Raw genomic sequence first — 13,535 nt, 5'->3', positions numbered from 1 at the left:
TGCACAATCTGAGCGATTGCGGTTGTCGCGAGGGGCGCCGTGGTTTGCAATCCATCCATCACGGAACCACACGCACGCGCCATGATCCCCATCGAATCCCGCATTGACCCGTCCTCCGACGCTTTCGCTAGCCAGCGCGCCGGCATGCAGGCACTGATCGACCGCCTGCACGGCCTGGAACAGCGCGCCGTGGCCGCTTCCGAGCGCTCCCGGCCGACCTTCGCCAGGCGCGGCGCGCTGCTGCCGCGCGAGCGCGTCGGCCGCCTGCTCGACCCGGGCGCGCCGTTCCTGCCGCTGTCCACCCTGGCGGGCTTCTGCATGGATGATCCCGACCCGGAGACTTCGGTGCCCGGCGGCTCGCTGGTGGCCGGCATCGGCTTCGTGTGCGGGGTGCGCTGCATGGTGCTCGCCACCGATTCCGGCATCGATGCCGGCGCCATGACCGAAGCCGGCAACATGAAGCTGGTGCGCTGCCAGGAAATCGCGCTGGAAAACCGGCTGCCCTTCATCCACCTGGTGGAGTCGGCCGGCGCCAACCTGCGCAAGTACCGCGTCGACAAGTTCGTGCGCGGCGGCGCGATCTTCTACAACCTGGCGCGGCTGTCGGCGGCCGGGCTGCCGGTGATCACGGTGGTACACGGCTCGTCCACGGCCGGCGGTGCCTACATGCCCGGCCTGTCCGACTATGTGGTGATGGTGCGCAACCGCGCCCGCGCCTTCCTGGCCGGTCCGCCGCTGCTGAAGGCCGCCACCGGCGAGATCGCCACCGACGAGGAACTGGGCGGCGCCGACCTGCACGCCACTACTACTGGCCTGGCTGAATACCTTGCAGAAGACGACGAGCACGCCATTGCCACTGCCCGCGACATCGTCGCCAGCCTGGACTGGCCCAGGGTGGAACACCAGCCGGCGCAGCCCGCGCGAGCGCCACGGCTCGAGGCGTCGGAACTCGACGGCGTCATGACGCTGGACATGAAGCGCCCGGTCGACATGCGCGAGGTCATCGCGCGCATCGTCGACGATTCGGCGTGGCTGCCGTTCAAGCCCGACTACGGCCCCGGCACCGTGTGCGGCCATGCCCGCATCGAGGGCAACACCGTGGGCTTTATCACCAACAACGGCCCCATCGACCCGGCCGGCGCCACCAAGGCCGCGCAGTTTATCCAGCTGTGCAACCAGTCCGGCACGCCGATCGTCTTCCTGCAGAACACCACCGGCTTTATCGTCGGGCGCGCCTCGGAAGAGGCCGGCATGATCAAGCACGGCTCCAAGATGATCCAGGCGCTGTCCAACTCAAGGGTGCCGCAGGTTACGCTGTACTGTGGCGCCTCGTTCGGCGCGGGCAACTTCGGCATGTGCGGGCGGGGCTTCAAGCCGCGTTTCTGCTTCTCGTGGCCAAACGCGCGCACCGCGGTGATGGGCGGCGAGCAGGCCGCCATGACGCTGGAGATCGTGGCGCGCCAGCAGGCGGCGCGCAAGGGCAAGCCGGTTGACGAGGCGCAACTGGCCGGCCAGACCGCCGAGATCGTCGCCAACTTCGAGCGCCAGGCGAGCGCCTTCGTCACCAGTGGTTTGTTGCTGGACGACGGCGTGATCGATCCGCGCGACACCCGCGCCGTGCTGGCCTTTGTGCTGGCCACCGCGCGCGAGGCGGCGTTGCGCCAGCCGCATGCCATCCAGTTCGGCGTCGGGCGCTTCTGAGCGCCGCCGCTCCCAGACAGACAGAACGCAACGAAATCCAGGAGACCAGCATGCTTTACACCGAAGACCACCGCAACATCATGGACAGCATCCGCCGCTTCGTTTCGGCGGAAATCGATCCCTTCGTCGATGAATGGGAAGCCGCAGAGATCTTCCCGGCGCATGAGCTGTTCAAGAAGATGGGCAACCTCGGCTTCCTCGGCATCACCAAGCCCGTAGAGTACGGCGGCATGGGGCTCGATTTCTCCTACGCCGTCGCCGCCGCCGAGGCGCTTGGATATGCGCGCGCACAAGGCGTCGGCATGGGCGTAGGCGTGCAGACCGACATGGCGACGCCGGCGCTGACCGCGTTCGGCTCCGACGAACTGAAGCGCAACTACCTGGCGCCTGCCATCGCCGGCGACATGGTGTGCTCGATCGGCGTGTCCGAGGCGGGCGCCGGCTCCGACGTGGCATCGCTCAAGACCCGTGCGGTGCGCGATGGCGACGACTATGTCATCTCCGGCTCCAAGATGTGGATTACCAACGGCACCCAGTCGGACTGGATCTGCCTGCTGTGCAACACCTCCGACGGGCCCGCGCACAAGAACAAATCGCTGATCGTGGTGCCGATCAGGGAAGACGGCAAGCGCGTGCGCGGCGTGGAAGTGCAGAAGATCAGGAAGTTCGGCATGTGGTGCTCGGACACCGCGCAGATCTTCTTCGACGAAGTGCGCGTGCCGGTACGCAACCGCATCGGCGAGGAGGGCATGGGCTTTATCTACCAGATGAAGCAGTTCCAGGAAGAGCGGCTGAACGGCGCGGCGCGCCGGCTCGCCTGCACCGCGCTGATCGAGGAAACCGCCGAGTACCTGCGCCAGCGCATCGCCTTCGGCAAGCCGCTGCTGGACAACCAGTTCATCCAGTTCAAGCTGGCCGAGCTGAAGACCGAGATGGAGGCGCTGCGCGCGCTGGTCTACCTGGCCACGCAGACCTATATCGCCGGCGGCGACGTGGTCGAGCTGGCGTCGATGGCCAAGCTCAAGGCCGGGCGCCTGTCGCGCGAGGTGGCCGACTGGTGCATGCAGTTCCAGGGCGGCATGGGCTACACCTGGGACAACCATGCCTCGCGCGCCTACCGCGACTTCCGGCTGGGCTCGATCGGTGGCGGCGCGGACGAAGTGATGCTGCAGGTCATCGCCAAGCAGATGGGCCTGATGTCACGCGGCTGACAGGCAGGAAGCGCCATGACCGAACCAACGCAAACCGAACCCGTGATCGTGCGCCGCGCCGGCGGCGTGCTGTTCGCCACCCTCAACATCCCGGCCACGCGCAATGCGCTGGCGCCCGAGGTCGTTGCCGCGCTGGCGGCGGCGGTCGAGCAGGCCGAAACCGACGCGGAGGTGCGCGCGCTGGTGCTGCGCGGCGCCGGCGGCATGTTCAGCGCCGGCGGCAACGTCGGCAACTTCCAGGCTCGGCTCGATGCCGATGCCAGCCGGGAAGACCCGGTCGCCACCCGCAACCGCCAGTTCGGCTATTTCATGCAGCGGCTGAGCGCGCTGCCGGTGCCGGTCATCGCCGCCGTCGACGGCGCCGCGATGGGCGGCGGCATGGGCCTGGCCTGCGCCGCCGACATCGTGCTGGCCACGCGGGACGCGCGCTTCGCGCTGTCGGAAACCACGCTCGGCATCATCGCCGCGCAGATCGCGCCGTTCGTGGTGCAGCGCATCGGCGCGGCTGCCACGCGCCGCCTGGGACTCACCGGCGAGCGCATCAGCGGCGAGGCCGCGGTGGCGATCGGGCTGGTCGACCAGCTCGCCGCCGGCAGCGCCGAGCTGGACGCGCTGGTCGCCGAATGGCTGACGCGCATCGGCCGCTGCGGGCCCAATGCCAACCGCGTGTTCAAGACGCTGGTCAGCCGCTGCGGCCAGGAGCCGGCCGGGCCGCTGCTGGACGAAGCCTCGCGGCTGTTCGCCCAGTGCATGCGCGGCGAGGGCGCGGAGGGCGTGGCGGCCTTCCGCGAGAAGCGCGACGCGAGCTGGACGGTGCGCTTCGATGCCGATGCCGTGCGCGCCGCCCAGTCTTGTGAGTAGCGCCAGAACACAGCGATAACACCAAACCTGCCACCGTCACCCGCTCGGGCGGGAATCCAGCGTCTTCCAAAGCCACTGGGCCCCCGCCCACGTGCCCTTTGGGTATTCGCTGGGACGACGCGCAGAGGCCCACCAACAGGAATTCCCATGTCTGCAACCAGCCGACCCTTCCATACGCTGCTCGTCGCCAACCGTGGCGAGATCGCGGTGCGCATCATGCGCACCGCGCGCCGCCTCGGGCTGGCCACCGTGGCCGTCTATTCCGAAGCCGACCGCCACAGCCCGCACGTGGCATTCGCGGACCGGGCGGTCTGCATCGGCGCCGCGGCGCCGCGCGAGTCGTACCTGAACATTGCCGCCATCATCGAGGCCGCCCGTGCCAGCGGTGCCGATGCCATCCACCCCGGCTACGGCTTCCTGGCCGAGAACGCGGCCTTTGCCGAAGCCATCGCCGCGGCCGGGCTGATCTTTGTCGGCCCGCCCGCCGAGGCGATCCGCGCCATGGGCAACAAGGCCGAGGCCAAGCGACTGATGCTGGCCGCCGACATGCCCTGCGTGCCGGGCTACCAGGGCGCGGCGCAGGACGACGCCACGCTGCTGGCCGAAGCCGGCACGATCGGTTACCCGCTGATGGTCAAGGCCGCGGCCGGCGGCGGCGGGCGCGGCATGCGGCTGGTGCGCGAGGCGGCGGCACTGCCCATGGCACTGGCAAGCGCGCGCTCCGAGGCCGTGGCCGCGTTCGGCTCCGGCGAGCTGATCCTGGAGCGCGCCGTGATCGCGCCGCGCCACGTGGAGATCCAGGTCTTTGCCGATACGCAGGGCAACGTCATCCATCTGGGCGAGCGCGACTGCTCGGTGCAGCGCCGCCACCAGAAGGTCATCGAAGAGGCGCCGTCACCAGCGGTCGGCCCGGCGCTGCGCGCGCGCATGGGCGAGGCTGCGGTCCGGGCGGCAAGGTCGATCGGCTACCTCGGCGCCGGCACCATGGAGTTCCTGCTCGATGCCGACGGCAACTTCTACTTCATGGAAATGAACACGCGCCTGCAGGTCGAGCACGCGGTGACCGAGGCCATCACCGGTTTCGACCTGGTCGAATGGCAATTGCGCGTGGCGGCGGGAGAGCCGCTGCCGGTGACGCAGGACCAGGTGAAACTCAACGGCCACGCCATCGAGGTCCGCCTGACCGCCGAAGACGTGCCCGCGGGCTTCCTGCCGCAGGGCGGGCCGCTGCTGCGCTGGCGTCCGCCCGCCGCCGGCCGCGACGTGCGCGTCGACCATGCGCTGGAAGAGGGCGGCGCCATCCCCACGCATTACGATTCGATGGTAGCCAAGCTGGTCGCCCATGGCGCCGGCCGCGAGGAAGCGCGCCGCAAGCTGCTGCGCGCGGTGGAAGACTGTGCGCTGCTGGGCGTGCCTAGCAACCAGGGTTTCCTCGCCGACTGCCTTGCCAATCCCGCCTTCGCGGGCAATGACGTGCACACCGGCTTCGTCGATGCGCACATGCAGGGCGCGCTGCAGGCGCCGCTGCCGCCGCTGCACGTGATGGCCAGCGCCGCGCTGGCCGCGTCGGGGCTGCTCGGCGACAACGGCAAGCCGGCTACGCTTGCGCGTGCCGCCGCCAGCGTGGTGCTGTACGCGGCCGGCACGGCGTGGGAAGCGACCTTGCGCGTCGCCGCCGAAGGCTGGCACGTGATGCTGCGCCAGCGCGAAGGTGACCAGCAGCCCGGCCAGCAGCCGGTCGCCTGCGCGCTGCGCGTGCTGCGCGCCGACGGCGACAGCGGCACGGCCCTGGTCGAATGTGACGGCGTGGCCTATCCGCTGGTGTTCGCCGCCGACAAGCAGGTGCTGCACCTGTTCCAGTGCGGCCGCGCCTGGCAGTTCCCGCTGCACGACCCGCGCCGCCGCCGCGATGCCGGCGATGCCGACGGGGTGCTGCAGGCACCGCTGACAGCGCGCATCGTCGCGGTCCACGTGGCGGAGGGCGAGCGCGTGGAAGCCGGCCAGCCGCTGGTGGTGCTGGAGGCAATGAAGATGGAGCACACCATCGCTGCGCCGTTTGCCGGCGTGGTCGCTGAACTGCCCGCGCGCGCCGGCGGACAGGCCAGCGCCGGTTCGCTGCTGGCGCGCGTCGAAGCCGATGTGGCGGCAAAGGAGCCAGCATGAGCGAACTCACCAATGCCGTAGTGGCCGACGCACACGCCGGCAAGACCGTGCGCATCGGCGGCGCTTCCGGCTTCTGGGGCGACTCCGCCATCGCCACGCCGCAACTGCTGGCCGTGCCCGGCCTGCAGTACCTGGTCTACGACTATCTGGCCGAAACCACCATGTCGATCCTGGCGCGCGCCCGCGCGAAGGATCCGGCGCTGGGCTACGCCACCGATTTCGTGCAGGCGGCGATGGGGCCCAACCTGGCCGGGATCCTTCAGCGAGGTGTCCGCGTGGTCGCCAACGCCGGGGGCCTCAACCCCCAAGCCTGCCGCGACGCACTGCTCAAGGTCGCCGCGCAGCAGGGCCTGCATCCGCGCATCGCCGTGGTCACCGGCGACGACGTGCAGCCCGGTTTCGCGCAATGGTGCGCCGACGGGCTCACCGATCTTGCCGGCGCGCCCGTGCCCACCACCGAGCCGTGGTCGGCCAACGCCTACACCGGCGCGCAAGGCATTGCCCGCGCGCTGGCGCTTGGCGCCGATATCGTCATCGCCGGGCGCTGCGTCGACAGCGCCGTGGTGGTCGGGGTTCTGGCGCATGAGTTCGGCTGGGACTGGACCGACTGGGACCGCCTTGCGGCCGGCACGCTCGCGGGCCATGTGATCGAATGCGGTGCGCAGGCCACCGGCGGGTTGTTTACCGACTGGGAACGCGTGCCAGGCTGGGACCGGATCGGCTACCCGGTGATCGACTGCGCGCACGACGGCAGCTTCGTGCTGAGCAAGCCTGACGGCACCGGCGGGCTGGTCGATCCGGCCGCGGTCGCCGAGCAGGTGCTTTACGAGGTGGGCGACCCCGCCAACTACCTGATGCCTGACGTAACGTGCGACTTCCGCATGGTCCGCACCGAGCTGGTCGAGCCGGGCCGGGTGCGTGTGAATGGTGCGCGCGGCAGGGCACCCGGCACCCACTACAAGGGCAACGCCACCTGGCAGGACGGCTTCCAGATCAGCCTGATGATGGCGATCCGCGGCATCGACGCCCCGGCCAAGGCCCGCCGCACCGCCGACGCGCTGCTGGCGCGCACCCGCGCCATGCTGGCCGAACGCGGCATGCCCGACTACACCGAGACCGTGGTCGAGCTGCTGGGCTGCGAATCGCAATATGGCCCCCATGCGCGTGAGCTGCCAACGCGCGAGGTGGTGCTGCGCATCGGCGCACGCCATCCGCTGGCGCGGGGCCTGAGTTTCCTGCAGCGCGAATGCTCGTCGGCGGGAACGTCGATGGCGGCCGGCACGCGCTCGTCCTTCGCGGGGCGTGTCGATATCCAGCCGGTGGTGAAGGTGTTCTCCTTCCTCGTGCCAAAGGCGGACGTGCCGATGCGCGTGGAATTCAACGGCGGCGTGATCACGCTGCCGAACGCCGCAACCAGCGCCACGCCGGAGGCGCCCGCGGTGGTCGACGCCCCGGCACTGCCTCCGGTCCCCGACGAACCGCGCGTGCAACGGCCGCTGGTCGCGCTGGCCTGCGCGCGCAGCGGCGACAAGGGCGACGACGAGAACATCGGCGTTATCGCGCGCAAGCCGGAGTACCTGGCGCTGCTGCGCGAGCAGCTGACGCCGCAGGCCGTGCGCGCGTACTTTGCCCACCTGGTCGAGGGCGAGGTCGAGCGCTTCGATGTGCCCGGCCTGCATGCGCTGAACTTCCTGATGCATGGCGCGCTGGGCGGCGGCGGCGTGGCCAGCCTGCGTTCCGATCCGCTGGGCAAGAGCTATGCGCAGATGCTGCTCGATTTCCCGCTTTCCGTACCGCACAGCTGGGCATAGACCCGGCCAATCCTGACAAGGAGGAGACACATGACCCGACTCAAGCGCAATGCGCGCGTCCGCCGCCTGCTGGCGCTGGGCCTGTTCGCCGGCAGCCTTGCCGGCGCCATCCCGGCCATGGCCCAAGGCGATGCCTACCCGAACCGGCCGCTCCGCGTGGTGGTGCCCTATACGCCAGGCGGCGTATCCGATGCGGTGACGCGGCTGGTCATGCAGAAGCTGTCCGAGCGCATCGGCCAGCCGGTGGTGGTGGAAAACCGCGCCGGCGCCAACGGCATGATCGGCTCGGAAAACGTCGCCAAAGCGACGCCGGATGGCTATTCGCTGCTGGTCGTGGTCGCGGCCCACGCGATCAACCCGAGCCTGTACGCGAAGATGAGCTATGACCCGGTCAAGGACCTGACCGGCGTCAGCATGATCGGCCGGATCCCGCTGCTGCTGGTCGGCAGCGCGCAACTGCCGCCGACCAGCGTCAAGGAGCTGGTGGCCTGGGGCAAGGCCCACCCGGACAAGATGACCTTTGCGTCGAGCGGCACCGGCTCCGGCGCGCACCTGGCAGGGGAACTGTTCGCGCAGGCGGTCGGCATGAAGATGACGCATGTGCCGTACAAGGGCATTTCGCCGGCATTGCCCGACCTGTTCTCCGGGCAGGTCGCGGTGATCTTCGATTCGGTGCAGACCATGATGCCGCAGGTGAAGGCGGGCAAGGTGCGCGCGCTGGCCGGCCGCGCCGGACGTGCCGACCATGGCCGAGGCCGGCTTCCCGGCGGTGACGGCGGGCAGCTGGATCGGCCTGCTGGCGCCCGCGAAGACGCCGCCGGCGCTGCTGGCGAAGCTGTCGGCGGAGATGGATGCCGTGCTGCAGCAGCCGGACGTGCGCGCGCGGCTGATCGACTACGGCATCGATCCGGTTGGCGGCAAGCCCGAGCAGTTCCAGGCCTTTATCAGGACCGAAGCGGCGCGCTGGGGTGAGGTGGTGAAGAGGAGCGGGGTGAAGCTGGAATAAGCAGGGCTGTTTGCGCCCCTCTCGCATGAATGGGAGAGGGGAGACAACATTGGCAGCCTTTGACGTTGTCAGCGGCCGCCCGGCGCTCAGAGCCCCAGCTGCTTCGCCGCCAGGTCCTTCATGATTTCCTCGGCGCCACCGCCGATCATCATCACCTTGACCTCGCGATACAGGCGCTCCACGCGGCTGCCGCGCATATAGCCCATCCCCCCGAGCAGTTGCACCGCGCGGTCGGCGCAGAACTGGAAGGTCCGCGTGGCCATGTTCTTCGCCATCGCAATCTGCGCCACCGGCGCGGCGCCATCGTCCAGGCGCGCGGCGAGGTCGTCGAGCAGGGCGCGCGTGGATTCGATGCGGGTGGCCATGTCGACCAGCTGGTGGCGCACCACCTGGTGGTCGGCCAGCCGCTTGCCGAAGGTATGGCGCTCTCGTGCCCACGCCAGCGCATCGTGGAAGCACACTTGCGCGTAGCCGCAGGCCGCCGCCGCGAGCGCCAGGCGCTCGTGGTTGAAGTTGCGGGTGATGGCGGCAAAGCCCTTGCCTTCCTCGCCGACCAGGTTTTCCACCGGCACGCGGCAATCCTCGAAGAACAGCTGCGCGGTGTCGGACGCCCACCAGCCCATCTTCTTCAGCGGCGTGCGGCTCAACCCCGGCGTATCGCCTTCGATCAGCAGCAGCGACACGCCGCCGGAGCCCGGACCGCCGGTGCGCACGGCCACGGTGAAGTAGTCGGCGCGCATGCCGGAGGTGATATAGAGCTTGGTGCCGTTGACGACGTAGTGATCGCCTTCGCGGCGCGCGCTGGTCGACAGCCGGGCCACGTCGGAGCCGGCGTCGGGCTCGGTGATCGCCAGCGCGGAGATCTTCTCGCCCGACAGGATCCGCGGCAGCACGCGCGCCTTCAGCGCCTCGCTGCCCACCGCGGCGATCGGCGGCGCGCCGATGGTGTGCGAGAACAGCCCCGAGGCGATCCCGCCCGAGCCGCCCCAGGCGCGCTCCTCGAACAGGATCATGCGGTAGAAGGCGTCGCACGGCGCGCCGCCGTATTCCTCGGGAAAGCCCGGCTGCAGCAGGCCGGCTTCCGCGGCCTTGCGGTACAGCTCGCGCGGGAAGCTGCCGGCTTCGTCCCAGGCTTCGGCATTGGGCGCGACTTCCTTCTCAAAGAAGCGCCGCACGCTGGCGCGGAAGGCTTCATGATCCGCGCTGTAATAGCGCGGGTTGGGCGGTTGCAGGGTCATGGTGTTCGCTTACTCGTTGGATGGCGTCAGGCATTGCGGCAGCGTGTAGAGCGGGAAGCCGTTGTATGGCTGCGAGCGCCGGTGCTCGGGCTGCGGCCAGGTGTGCTTGGCGTTGGGCACGCCGCCGTCTACGCGCAGGGTCGAGCCGGTGATGAAGGCCGCCGCCGGCGACAGCAGGAACACCACCGCGGCGGAAACCTCGGCCTCGGTGCCCAGGCGCTGCAGCGGCACCTTGCGCGCCAGCTGGCGGATCTTGGCCTGGAATTCGGGCGGATAGGTGTCAAAGCCGCTGGACGCAATCCATCCCGGCGCCACGGCGTTGACGCGCACACCGGCGGCGGCCCATTCGCACGCCGCGGTCTCGGTGAACGACAGCATGCCCGCGCGCGCAGCGCCCGAATGGCCCATGCCCGGCATGCCATTCCACATGTCGGCAATGATGTTGACGATGGCGCCGCCGTTGGCTTCCATCCATTGCGTGAAGCATTCGCGCGCCACCAGGAAGCCGCCGGTCAGGTTGTTGCGCACCACGGCTTCCCAGCCCTTCAGGCTGATATCGCGCAGCGGCGAAGGGAACTGCCCGCCGGCGTTGTTGAACAGGCCGTCGATGCTGCCGTGCGCCGCCAGCACCGCAGCCACGGTCTCGCGCACCTGTGCCTCGTCGCGGATATCGCAGCTGTGCAGCGTCAGTCGGCCGGCGGCGTCGGGTTCGGCGGCGATGATTTCCTCGCGGACCTGTTCCAGCTTTTCCAGCTTGCGTCCGGCGAGCGCCACGCGCGCGCCCAGGCTGGCCAGTTCATGCGCGGTGCAGCGGCCAATGCCGCTGCCGGCGCCGGTGACCAGCACGGTACGGCCGGCGAACAGGCCGGAGTGGAAGACGGATCGATATTGCATGCGGGCTCCGTGATCGGGCTGGGATTGGGCATCAAGGGTTGGCGGTCAGGCCCAGGCGCTTGACCAGCTTGCCCTGGCTTTCATAGCGCTGGCGCGCGAACGCGGCGTAGTCGGCGCTGTTCAGGTAGGCGTTCTCCTGGTCGAGCCGCTCCAGCAGCTTCTGCATCGCCGGCTCGTTGAGCGCCTTGCGGAAGGCGTCGTGCAGCACCTGCACGGCCTGCGCGTCCATGTCGCGCGGGCCGGCGATGCCGAACGGCGAGTTGGATACGATGTCGAGGCCGACATCGCGCAGCGTCGGCACGCGCGGCCAGCGGCGCGAATGCTCGGCGGTCCAGAGCACCAGCCAGCGCGCCTTGGCGCTGTCGACATACGGACCGATGCCGCCGGCCGTGACGCCCAGGTCGATATGCCCGCCCATCAGCGCGGCGATGATCTCGGACTCGCCCTTGTAGGGCACAAATGCGCAAGACGTCATAAATGCCGCTTTTCCTTTACTGGCGCCGGTTTGCGGCATATTTGCCGTCCAGCGTTTTCATGCCCGTATGAAACATGCATGAATCCAGGCGCGTGAATTTTGGCCGGCCAACAGGTCTAGACTTGGGCCTGCACAGTGGGGCGGATGGCGCAAAAGCCGGCGCCGTGGGCTTGGCAGTTCGGCCACGAAGTCAAACACCGTGCCGTTGTCCAGGTCGCGCCCACGCATGGACGCGTCCAACTGGCCGTGTCTTTCCACCCGTGGACGTCCCCCGCCTGGTGGCGCCCACGGTCGTTTGGCATCATCAGCCGTGCACCATTTGTTGCGCGCCCCGCGTCGCAAGTTCAAGCGTGGCGCTCAAACCGAATGCAGAATGCTTCCCCGTCAAACTCAGTGACACGGCCCACCAGTTCCGGCCGGACATGAAATTCCTTTGGCACGTCTTGCGCATTCTGGCCGGCATCCACCTGGCCCCCGTCGCGTTCCGGGTCCAGCAGGCGCGCCAGGACCAGCCGCACGGGCAAGCCTTGTTCATGCGCCTGGCGCATGTGTCGGCGTACTTCGGGGATGGCCGGTGACTGTCCCCATAGGCGCAAATCGTCCCGGTATTCGCAGACGTTGCGCGGCAGGTCGGCATGCTTGCCAGGCCAGCGCCAGCCTGGCCAATGCTCAAACGGCGCGAACACCAGTTCTGGTGGGTCCGTGTCCGTCAAGGCTGACACGTCATACAGGCGGTTGCGCAGCGTGGCGCCGTAGTGCCGGAAGGCTTCGGACAGGTTCATGGGGGACCAGGACAAGGTGCGTTCAAGACCTGGCCACCATACCAAAGCCGCAAGGTTTTCCGGCCACGAAAAGCCCGGTATTCAGCGAATTTCGCGCGGCGTGCGCGGGTCGGGCGCCGGCTGGTCGCGCCTGCGTGTCGGCATCGGCCGGCGCCTGGTCATGTCCTGGCCCATTTGGCATTCCCCTATCGCAAATCCGGCTTCGATAGTAGCAACGCTGGCGGCGGGCCAGGCCGCAACCTGTCAAAATGCGCCCCTCCCGTTACATCATCAATCTGTGATGAGCAGATGGCGCCAGTGCATTGTAGGTGCGCCGTAGGTCATTTTCTTTGAGGGAAAAATCAGCCCCCGGAAATGTCGGGATTTTCTAACGCGGCACATCGAGGGCCGCTCGCACCCCTTTAAGTCACTTTTCGGACCCTCCCCCCGCCGTGATATCCCCGCGTCACCCAAGACAAACGCGTTTAAACGCGCCGTAGGCGCTTTTCGGCTAGGGCCAGTGTTACCCACGCACCTGGCAGGAAGACAGCGCCAGCGGGCCGCCTGGCCAGCGCGCGGGGCATTGGCGCATGTGACACACAAGGGATTTGCAAAGGTGGGGCGCCGGCCTGTCCTGGTTGGCAGGAACCCGGCGCGCCTGTATCGCATTGCGCACAAAGCCCATTGACCAGGGCAGGTGGGGGGGTGGGTGGGACGCGGGGACCGTTGGACGGGGACGCGAACCGGGGGGTGCGTCAGGCGGCAATGGGTTGCGACGCCTGACCAGCAGCGGCCAGCAGGACCAGGGCCGCACGCGCCGCCACACCAGGGTCCAGGCCATCGTCCAAGGCCAGGTGCAGCACGGCAGGCAGCGGGCGCCGCGCGATGCTGGCGGCCACGCGCGCGCAAGCGGCCAGCACTTCCCTGGCATCCGCCGCAGGGAACGCACGGACATGGCCAGCGCGCAGTCCGGTGCGGCGTTCGGCGCTGACCTGCCACCCACCTACGGGCCAGGGGCACACCACCACCAGCGTGGTGCCTGGCTCCGTTTGCACGTAGGTGCGGGACACTAGCGCGGCGGGCGCGCCGTTCGGGTCCGCCGCTTCGGACCAGGACCACGCGCGGTCCGTTGCGCGCAACAGTTGCAATGGGACGTGCGGGCGCCTGCGTGGCATTTGTCAGTTCTCCATGCTGTTGCCCGCCACACCGGGGCGTGAGATACGCGGCCGCACTGGTGCGCCTGGCGGCGGCGTGTCGGGTGCGCGCAGATAGATGGCGCTTTTCAGCCCCACGCGCAGCACTTCCAATTCCTTGGCCATGCGTTCGGCGTTGCGCTCCAGGTTGTCCATGCGTTCGCCCAGGGCGTCCGCGAGGGCGCAAATCATCTTGGCGTCTTCTAGGTTCATGGCTTGCC

General features: G+C 68.9%; 11 protein-coding genes and 1 pseudogene. 6 read left to right on the top strand and 6 right to left on the bottom strand.

Annotation, left to right across the window (positions count from 1 at the left end):
* Positions 1 to 81 precede the first annotated feature (81 nt).
* From J8I34_RS09220 to J8I34_RS09195, 6 genes and pseudogenes are all read left to right on the top strand, one after another.
* Positions 82 to 1,701, top strand: coding sequence for an acyl-CoA carboxylase subunit beta (locus J8I34_RS09220; RefSeq protein WP_029048283.1), 1,620 nt, complete (start codon positions 82 to 84; stop codon positions 1,699 to 1,701).
* Between the two features lie 50 nt (positions 1,702 to 1,751).
* Positions 1,752 to 2,912 carry an acyl-CoA dehydrogenase family protein gene (locus J8I34_RS09215; RefSeq protein ID WP_209768815.1) on the top strand — a complete coding sequence of 387 codons (1,161 nt, stop codon included), beginning with the start codon at positions 1,752 to 1,754 and terminating at the stop codon, positions 2,910 to 2,912.
* 15 nt (positions 2,913 to 2,927) lie between these two features.
* Complete coding sequence (locus J8I34_RS09210) at positions 2,928 to 3,773, top strand: enoyl-CoA hydratase/isomerase family protein (protein WP_209805878.1); 846 nt, start codon at positions 2,928 to 2,930, stop codon at positions 3,771 to 3,773.
* Positions 3,774 to 3,920: 147 nt separating this feature from the next.
* A complete protein-coding gene (locus J8I34_RS09205) occupies positions 3,921 to 5,936 on the top strand; it encodes an acetyl-CoA carboxylase biotin carboxylase subunit (protein WP_209805877.1) in 2,016 nt (671 codons plus the stop codon).
* Complete coding sequence (locus tag J8I34_RS09200) at positions 5,933 to 7,747, top strand: acyclic terpene utilization AtuA family protein (protein ID WP_209805876.1); 1,815 nt, start codon at positions 5,933 to 5,935, stop codon at positions 7,745 to 7,747. The genes J8I34_RS09205 and J8I34_RS09200 overlap by 4 nt, the downstream gene beginning before the upstream one ends.
* Positions 7,748 to 7,777: 30 nt before the next feature.
* Positions 7,778 to 8,753 (top strand): annotated as a pseudogene (locus J8I34_RS09195) (tripartite tricarboxylate transporter substrate binding protein).
* An 86-nt stretch (positions 8,754 to 8,839) separates the two neighbouring features.
* On the opposite strand, the gene J8I34_RS09190 reads toward J8I34_RS09195, so the two are convergent.
* The 6 genes from J8I34_RS09190 to J8I34_RS09165 all read right to left on the bottom strand — a co-directional run bounded on the left by J8I34_RS09190 (position 8,840) and on the right by J8I34_RS09165 (position 13,527).
* Entirely contained in the window at positions 8,840 to 9,991 is a 1,152-nt protein-coding gene (locus J8I34_RS09190; protein WP_029048277.1) for an acyl-CoA dehydrogenase family protein, read from the bottom strand.
* A 9-nt stretch (positions 9,992 to 10,000) separates the two neighbouring features.
* Entirely contained in the window at positions 10,001 to 10,885 is an 885-nt protein-coding gene (locus J8I34_RS09185; protein ID WP_029048276.1) for an SDR family oxidoreductase, read from the bottom strand.
* Between the two features lie 31 nt (positions 10,886 to 10,916).
* Positions 10,917 to 11,360, bottom strand: coding sequence for a tripartite tricarboxylate transporter substrate-binding protein (locus tag J8I34_RS09180; protein ID WP_245175852.1), 444 nt, complete (start codon positions 11,358 to 11,360; stop codon positions 10,917 to 10,919).
* A 344-nt stretch (positions 11,361 to 11,704) separates the two neighbouring features.
* Positions 11,705 to 12,142 carry a hypothetical protein gene (locus tag J8I34_RS09175; RefSeq protein ID WP_209805875.1) on the bottom strand — a complete coding sequence of 146 codons (438 nt, stop codon included), beginning with the start codon at positions 12,140 to 12,142 and terminating at the stop codon, positions 11,705 to 11,707.
* A 734-nt stretch (positions 12,143 to 12,876) separates the two neighbouring features.
* Complete coding sequence (locus J8I34_RS09170; RefSeq protein ID WP_209805874.1) at positions 12,877 to 13,296, bottom strand: hypothetical protein; 420 nt, start codon at positions 13,294 to 13,296, stop codon at positions 12,877 to 12,879.
* A gap of 3 nt (positions 13,297 to 13,299) precedes the next feature.
* Complete coding sequence (locus J8I34_RS09165) at positions 13,300 to 13,527, bottom strand: hypothetical protein (RefSeq protein WP_209805873.1); 228 nt, start codon at positions 13,525 to 13,527, stop codon at positions 13,300 to 13,302.
* Between the last annotated feature and the right edge of the window lie 8 nt (positions 13,528 to 13,535).

The organism is Cupriavidus phytohabitans, from assembly GCF_017815025.1.
Classification (GTDB): Bacteria; Pseudomonadota; Gammaproteobacteria; order Burkholderiales; family Burkholderiaceae; genus Cupriavidus.
This window is presented reverse-complemented; position numbering and strand designations above follow the sequence as displayed.

Bases quoted from the DNA above. Each gene is read 5' to 3' on its own strand.
- J8I34_RS09220 (WP_029048283.1), top strand. From the start codon at position 82: ATGATCCCCATCGAATCCCGCATTGACCCGTCCTCCGACGCTTTCGCT.
- J8I34_RS09215 (WP_209768815.1), top strand. From the start codon at position 1,752: ATGCTTTACACCGAAGACCACCGCAACATCATGGACAGCATCCGCCGC.
- J8I34_RS09210 (WP_209805878.1), top strand. From the start codon at position 2,928: ATGACCGAACCAACGCAAACCGAACCCGTGATCGTGCGCCGCGCCGGC.
- J8I34_RS09205 (WP_209805877.1), top strand. From the start codon at position 3,921: ATGTCTGCAACCAGCCGACCCTTCCATACGCTGCTCGTCGCCAACCGT.
- J8I34_RS09200 (WP_209805876.1), top strand. From the start codon at position 5,933: ATGAGCGAACTCACCAATGCCGTAGTGGCCGACGCACACGCCGGCAAG.
- J8I34_RS09190 (WP_029048277.1), bottom strand. From the start codon at position 9,991: ATGACCCTGCAACCGCCCAACCCGCGCTATTACAGCGCGGATCATGAA.
- J8I34_RS09185 (WP_029048276.1), bottom strand. From the start codon at position 10,885: ATGCAATATCGATCCGTCTTCCACTCCGGCCTGTTCGCCGGCCGTACC.
- J8I34_RS09180 (WP_245175852.1), bottom strand. From the start codon at position 11,360: ATGACGTCTTGCGCATTTGTGCCCTACAAGGGCGAGTCCGAGATCATC.
- J8I34_RS09175 (WP_209805875.1), bottom strand. From the start codon at position 12,142: ATGAACCTGTCCGAAGCCTTCCGGCACTACGGCGCCACGCTGCGCAAC.
- J8I34_RS09170 (WP_209805874.1), bottom strand. From the start codon at position 13,296: ATGCCACGCAGGCGCCCGCACGTCCCATTGCAACTGTTGCGCGCAACG.
- J8I34_RS09165 (WP_209805873.1), bottom strand. From the start codon at position 13,527: ATGAACCTAGAAGACGCCAAGATGATTTGCGCCCTCGCGGACGCCCTG.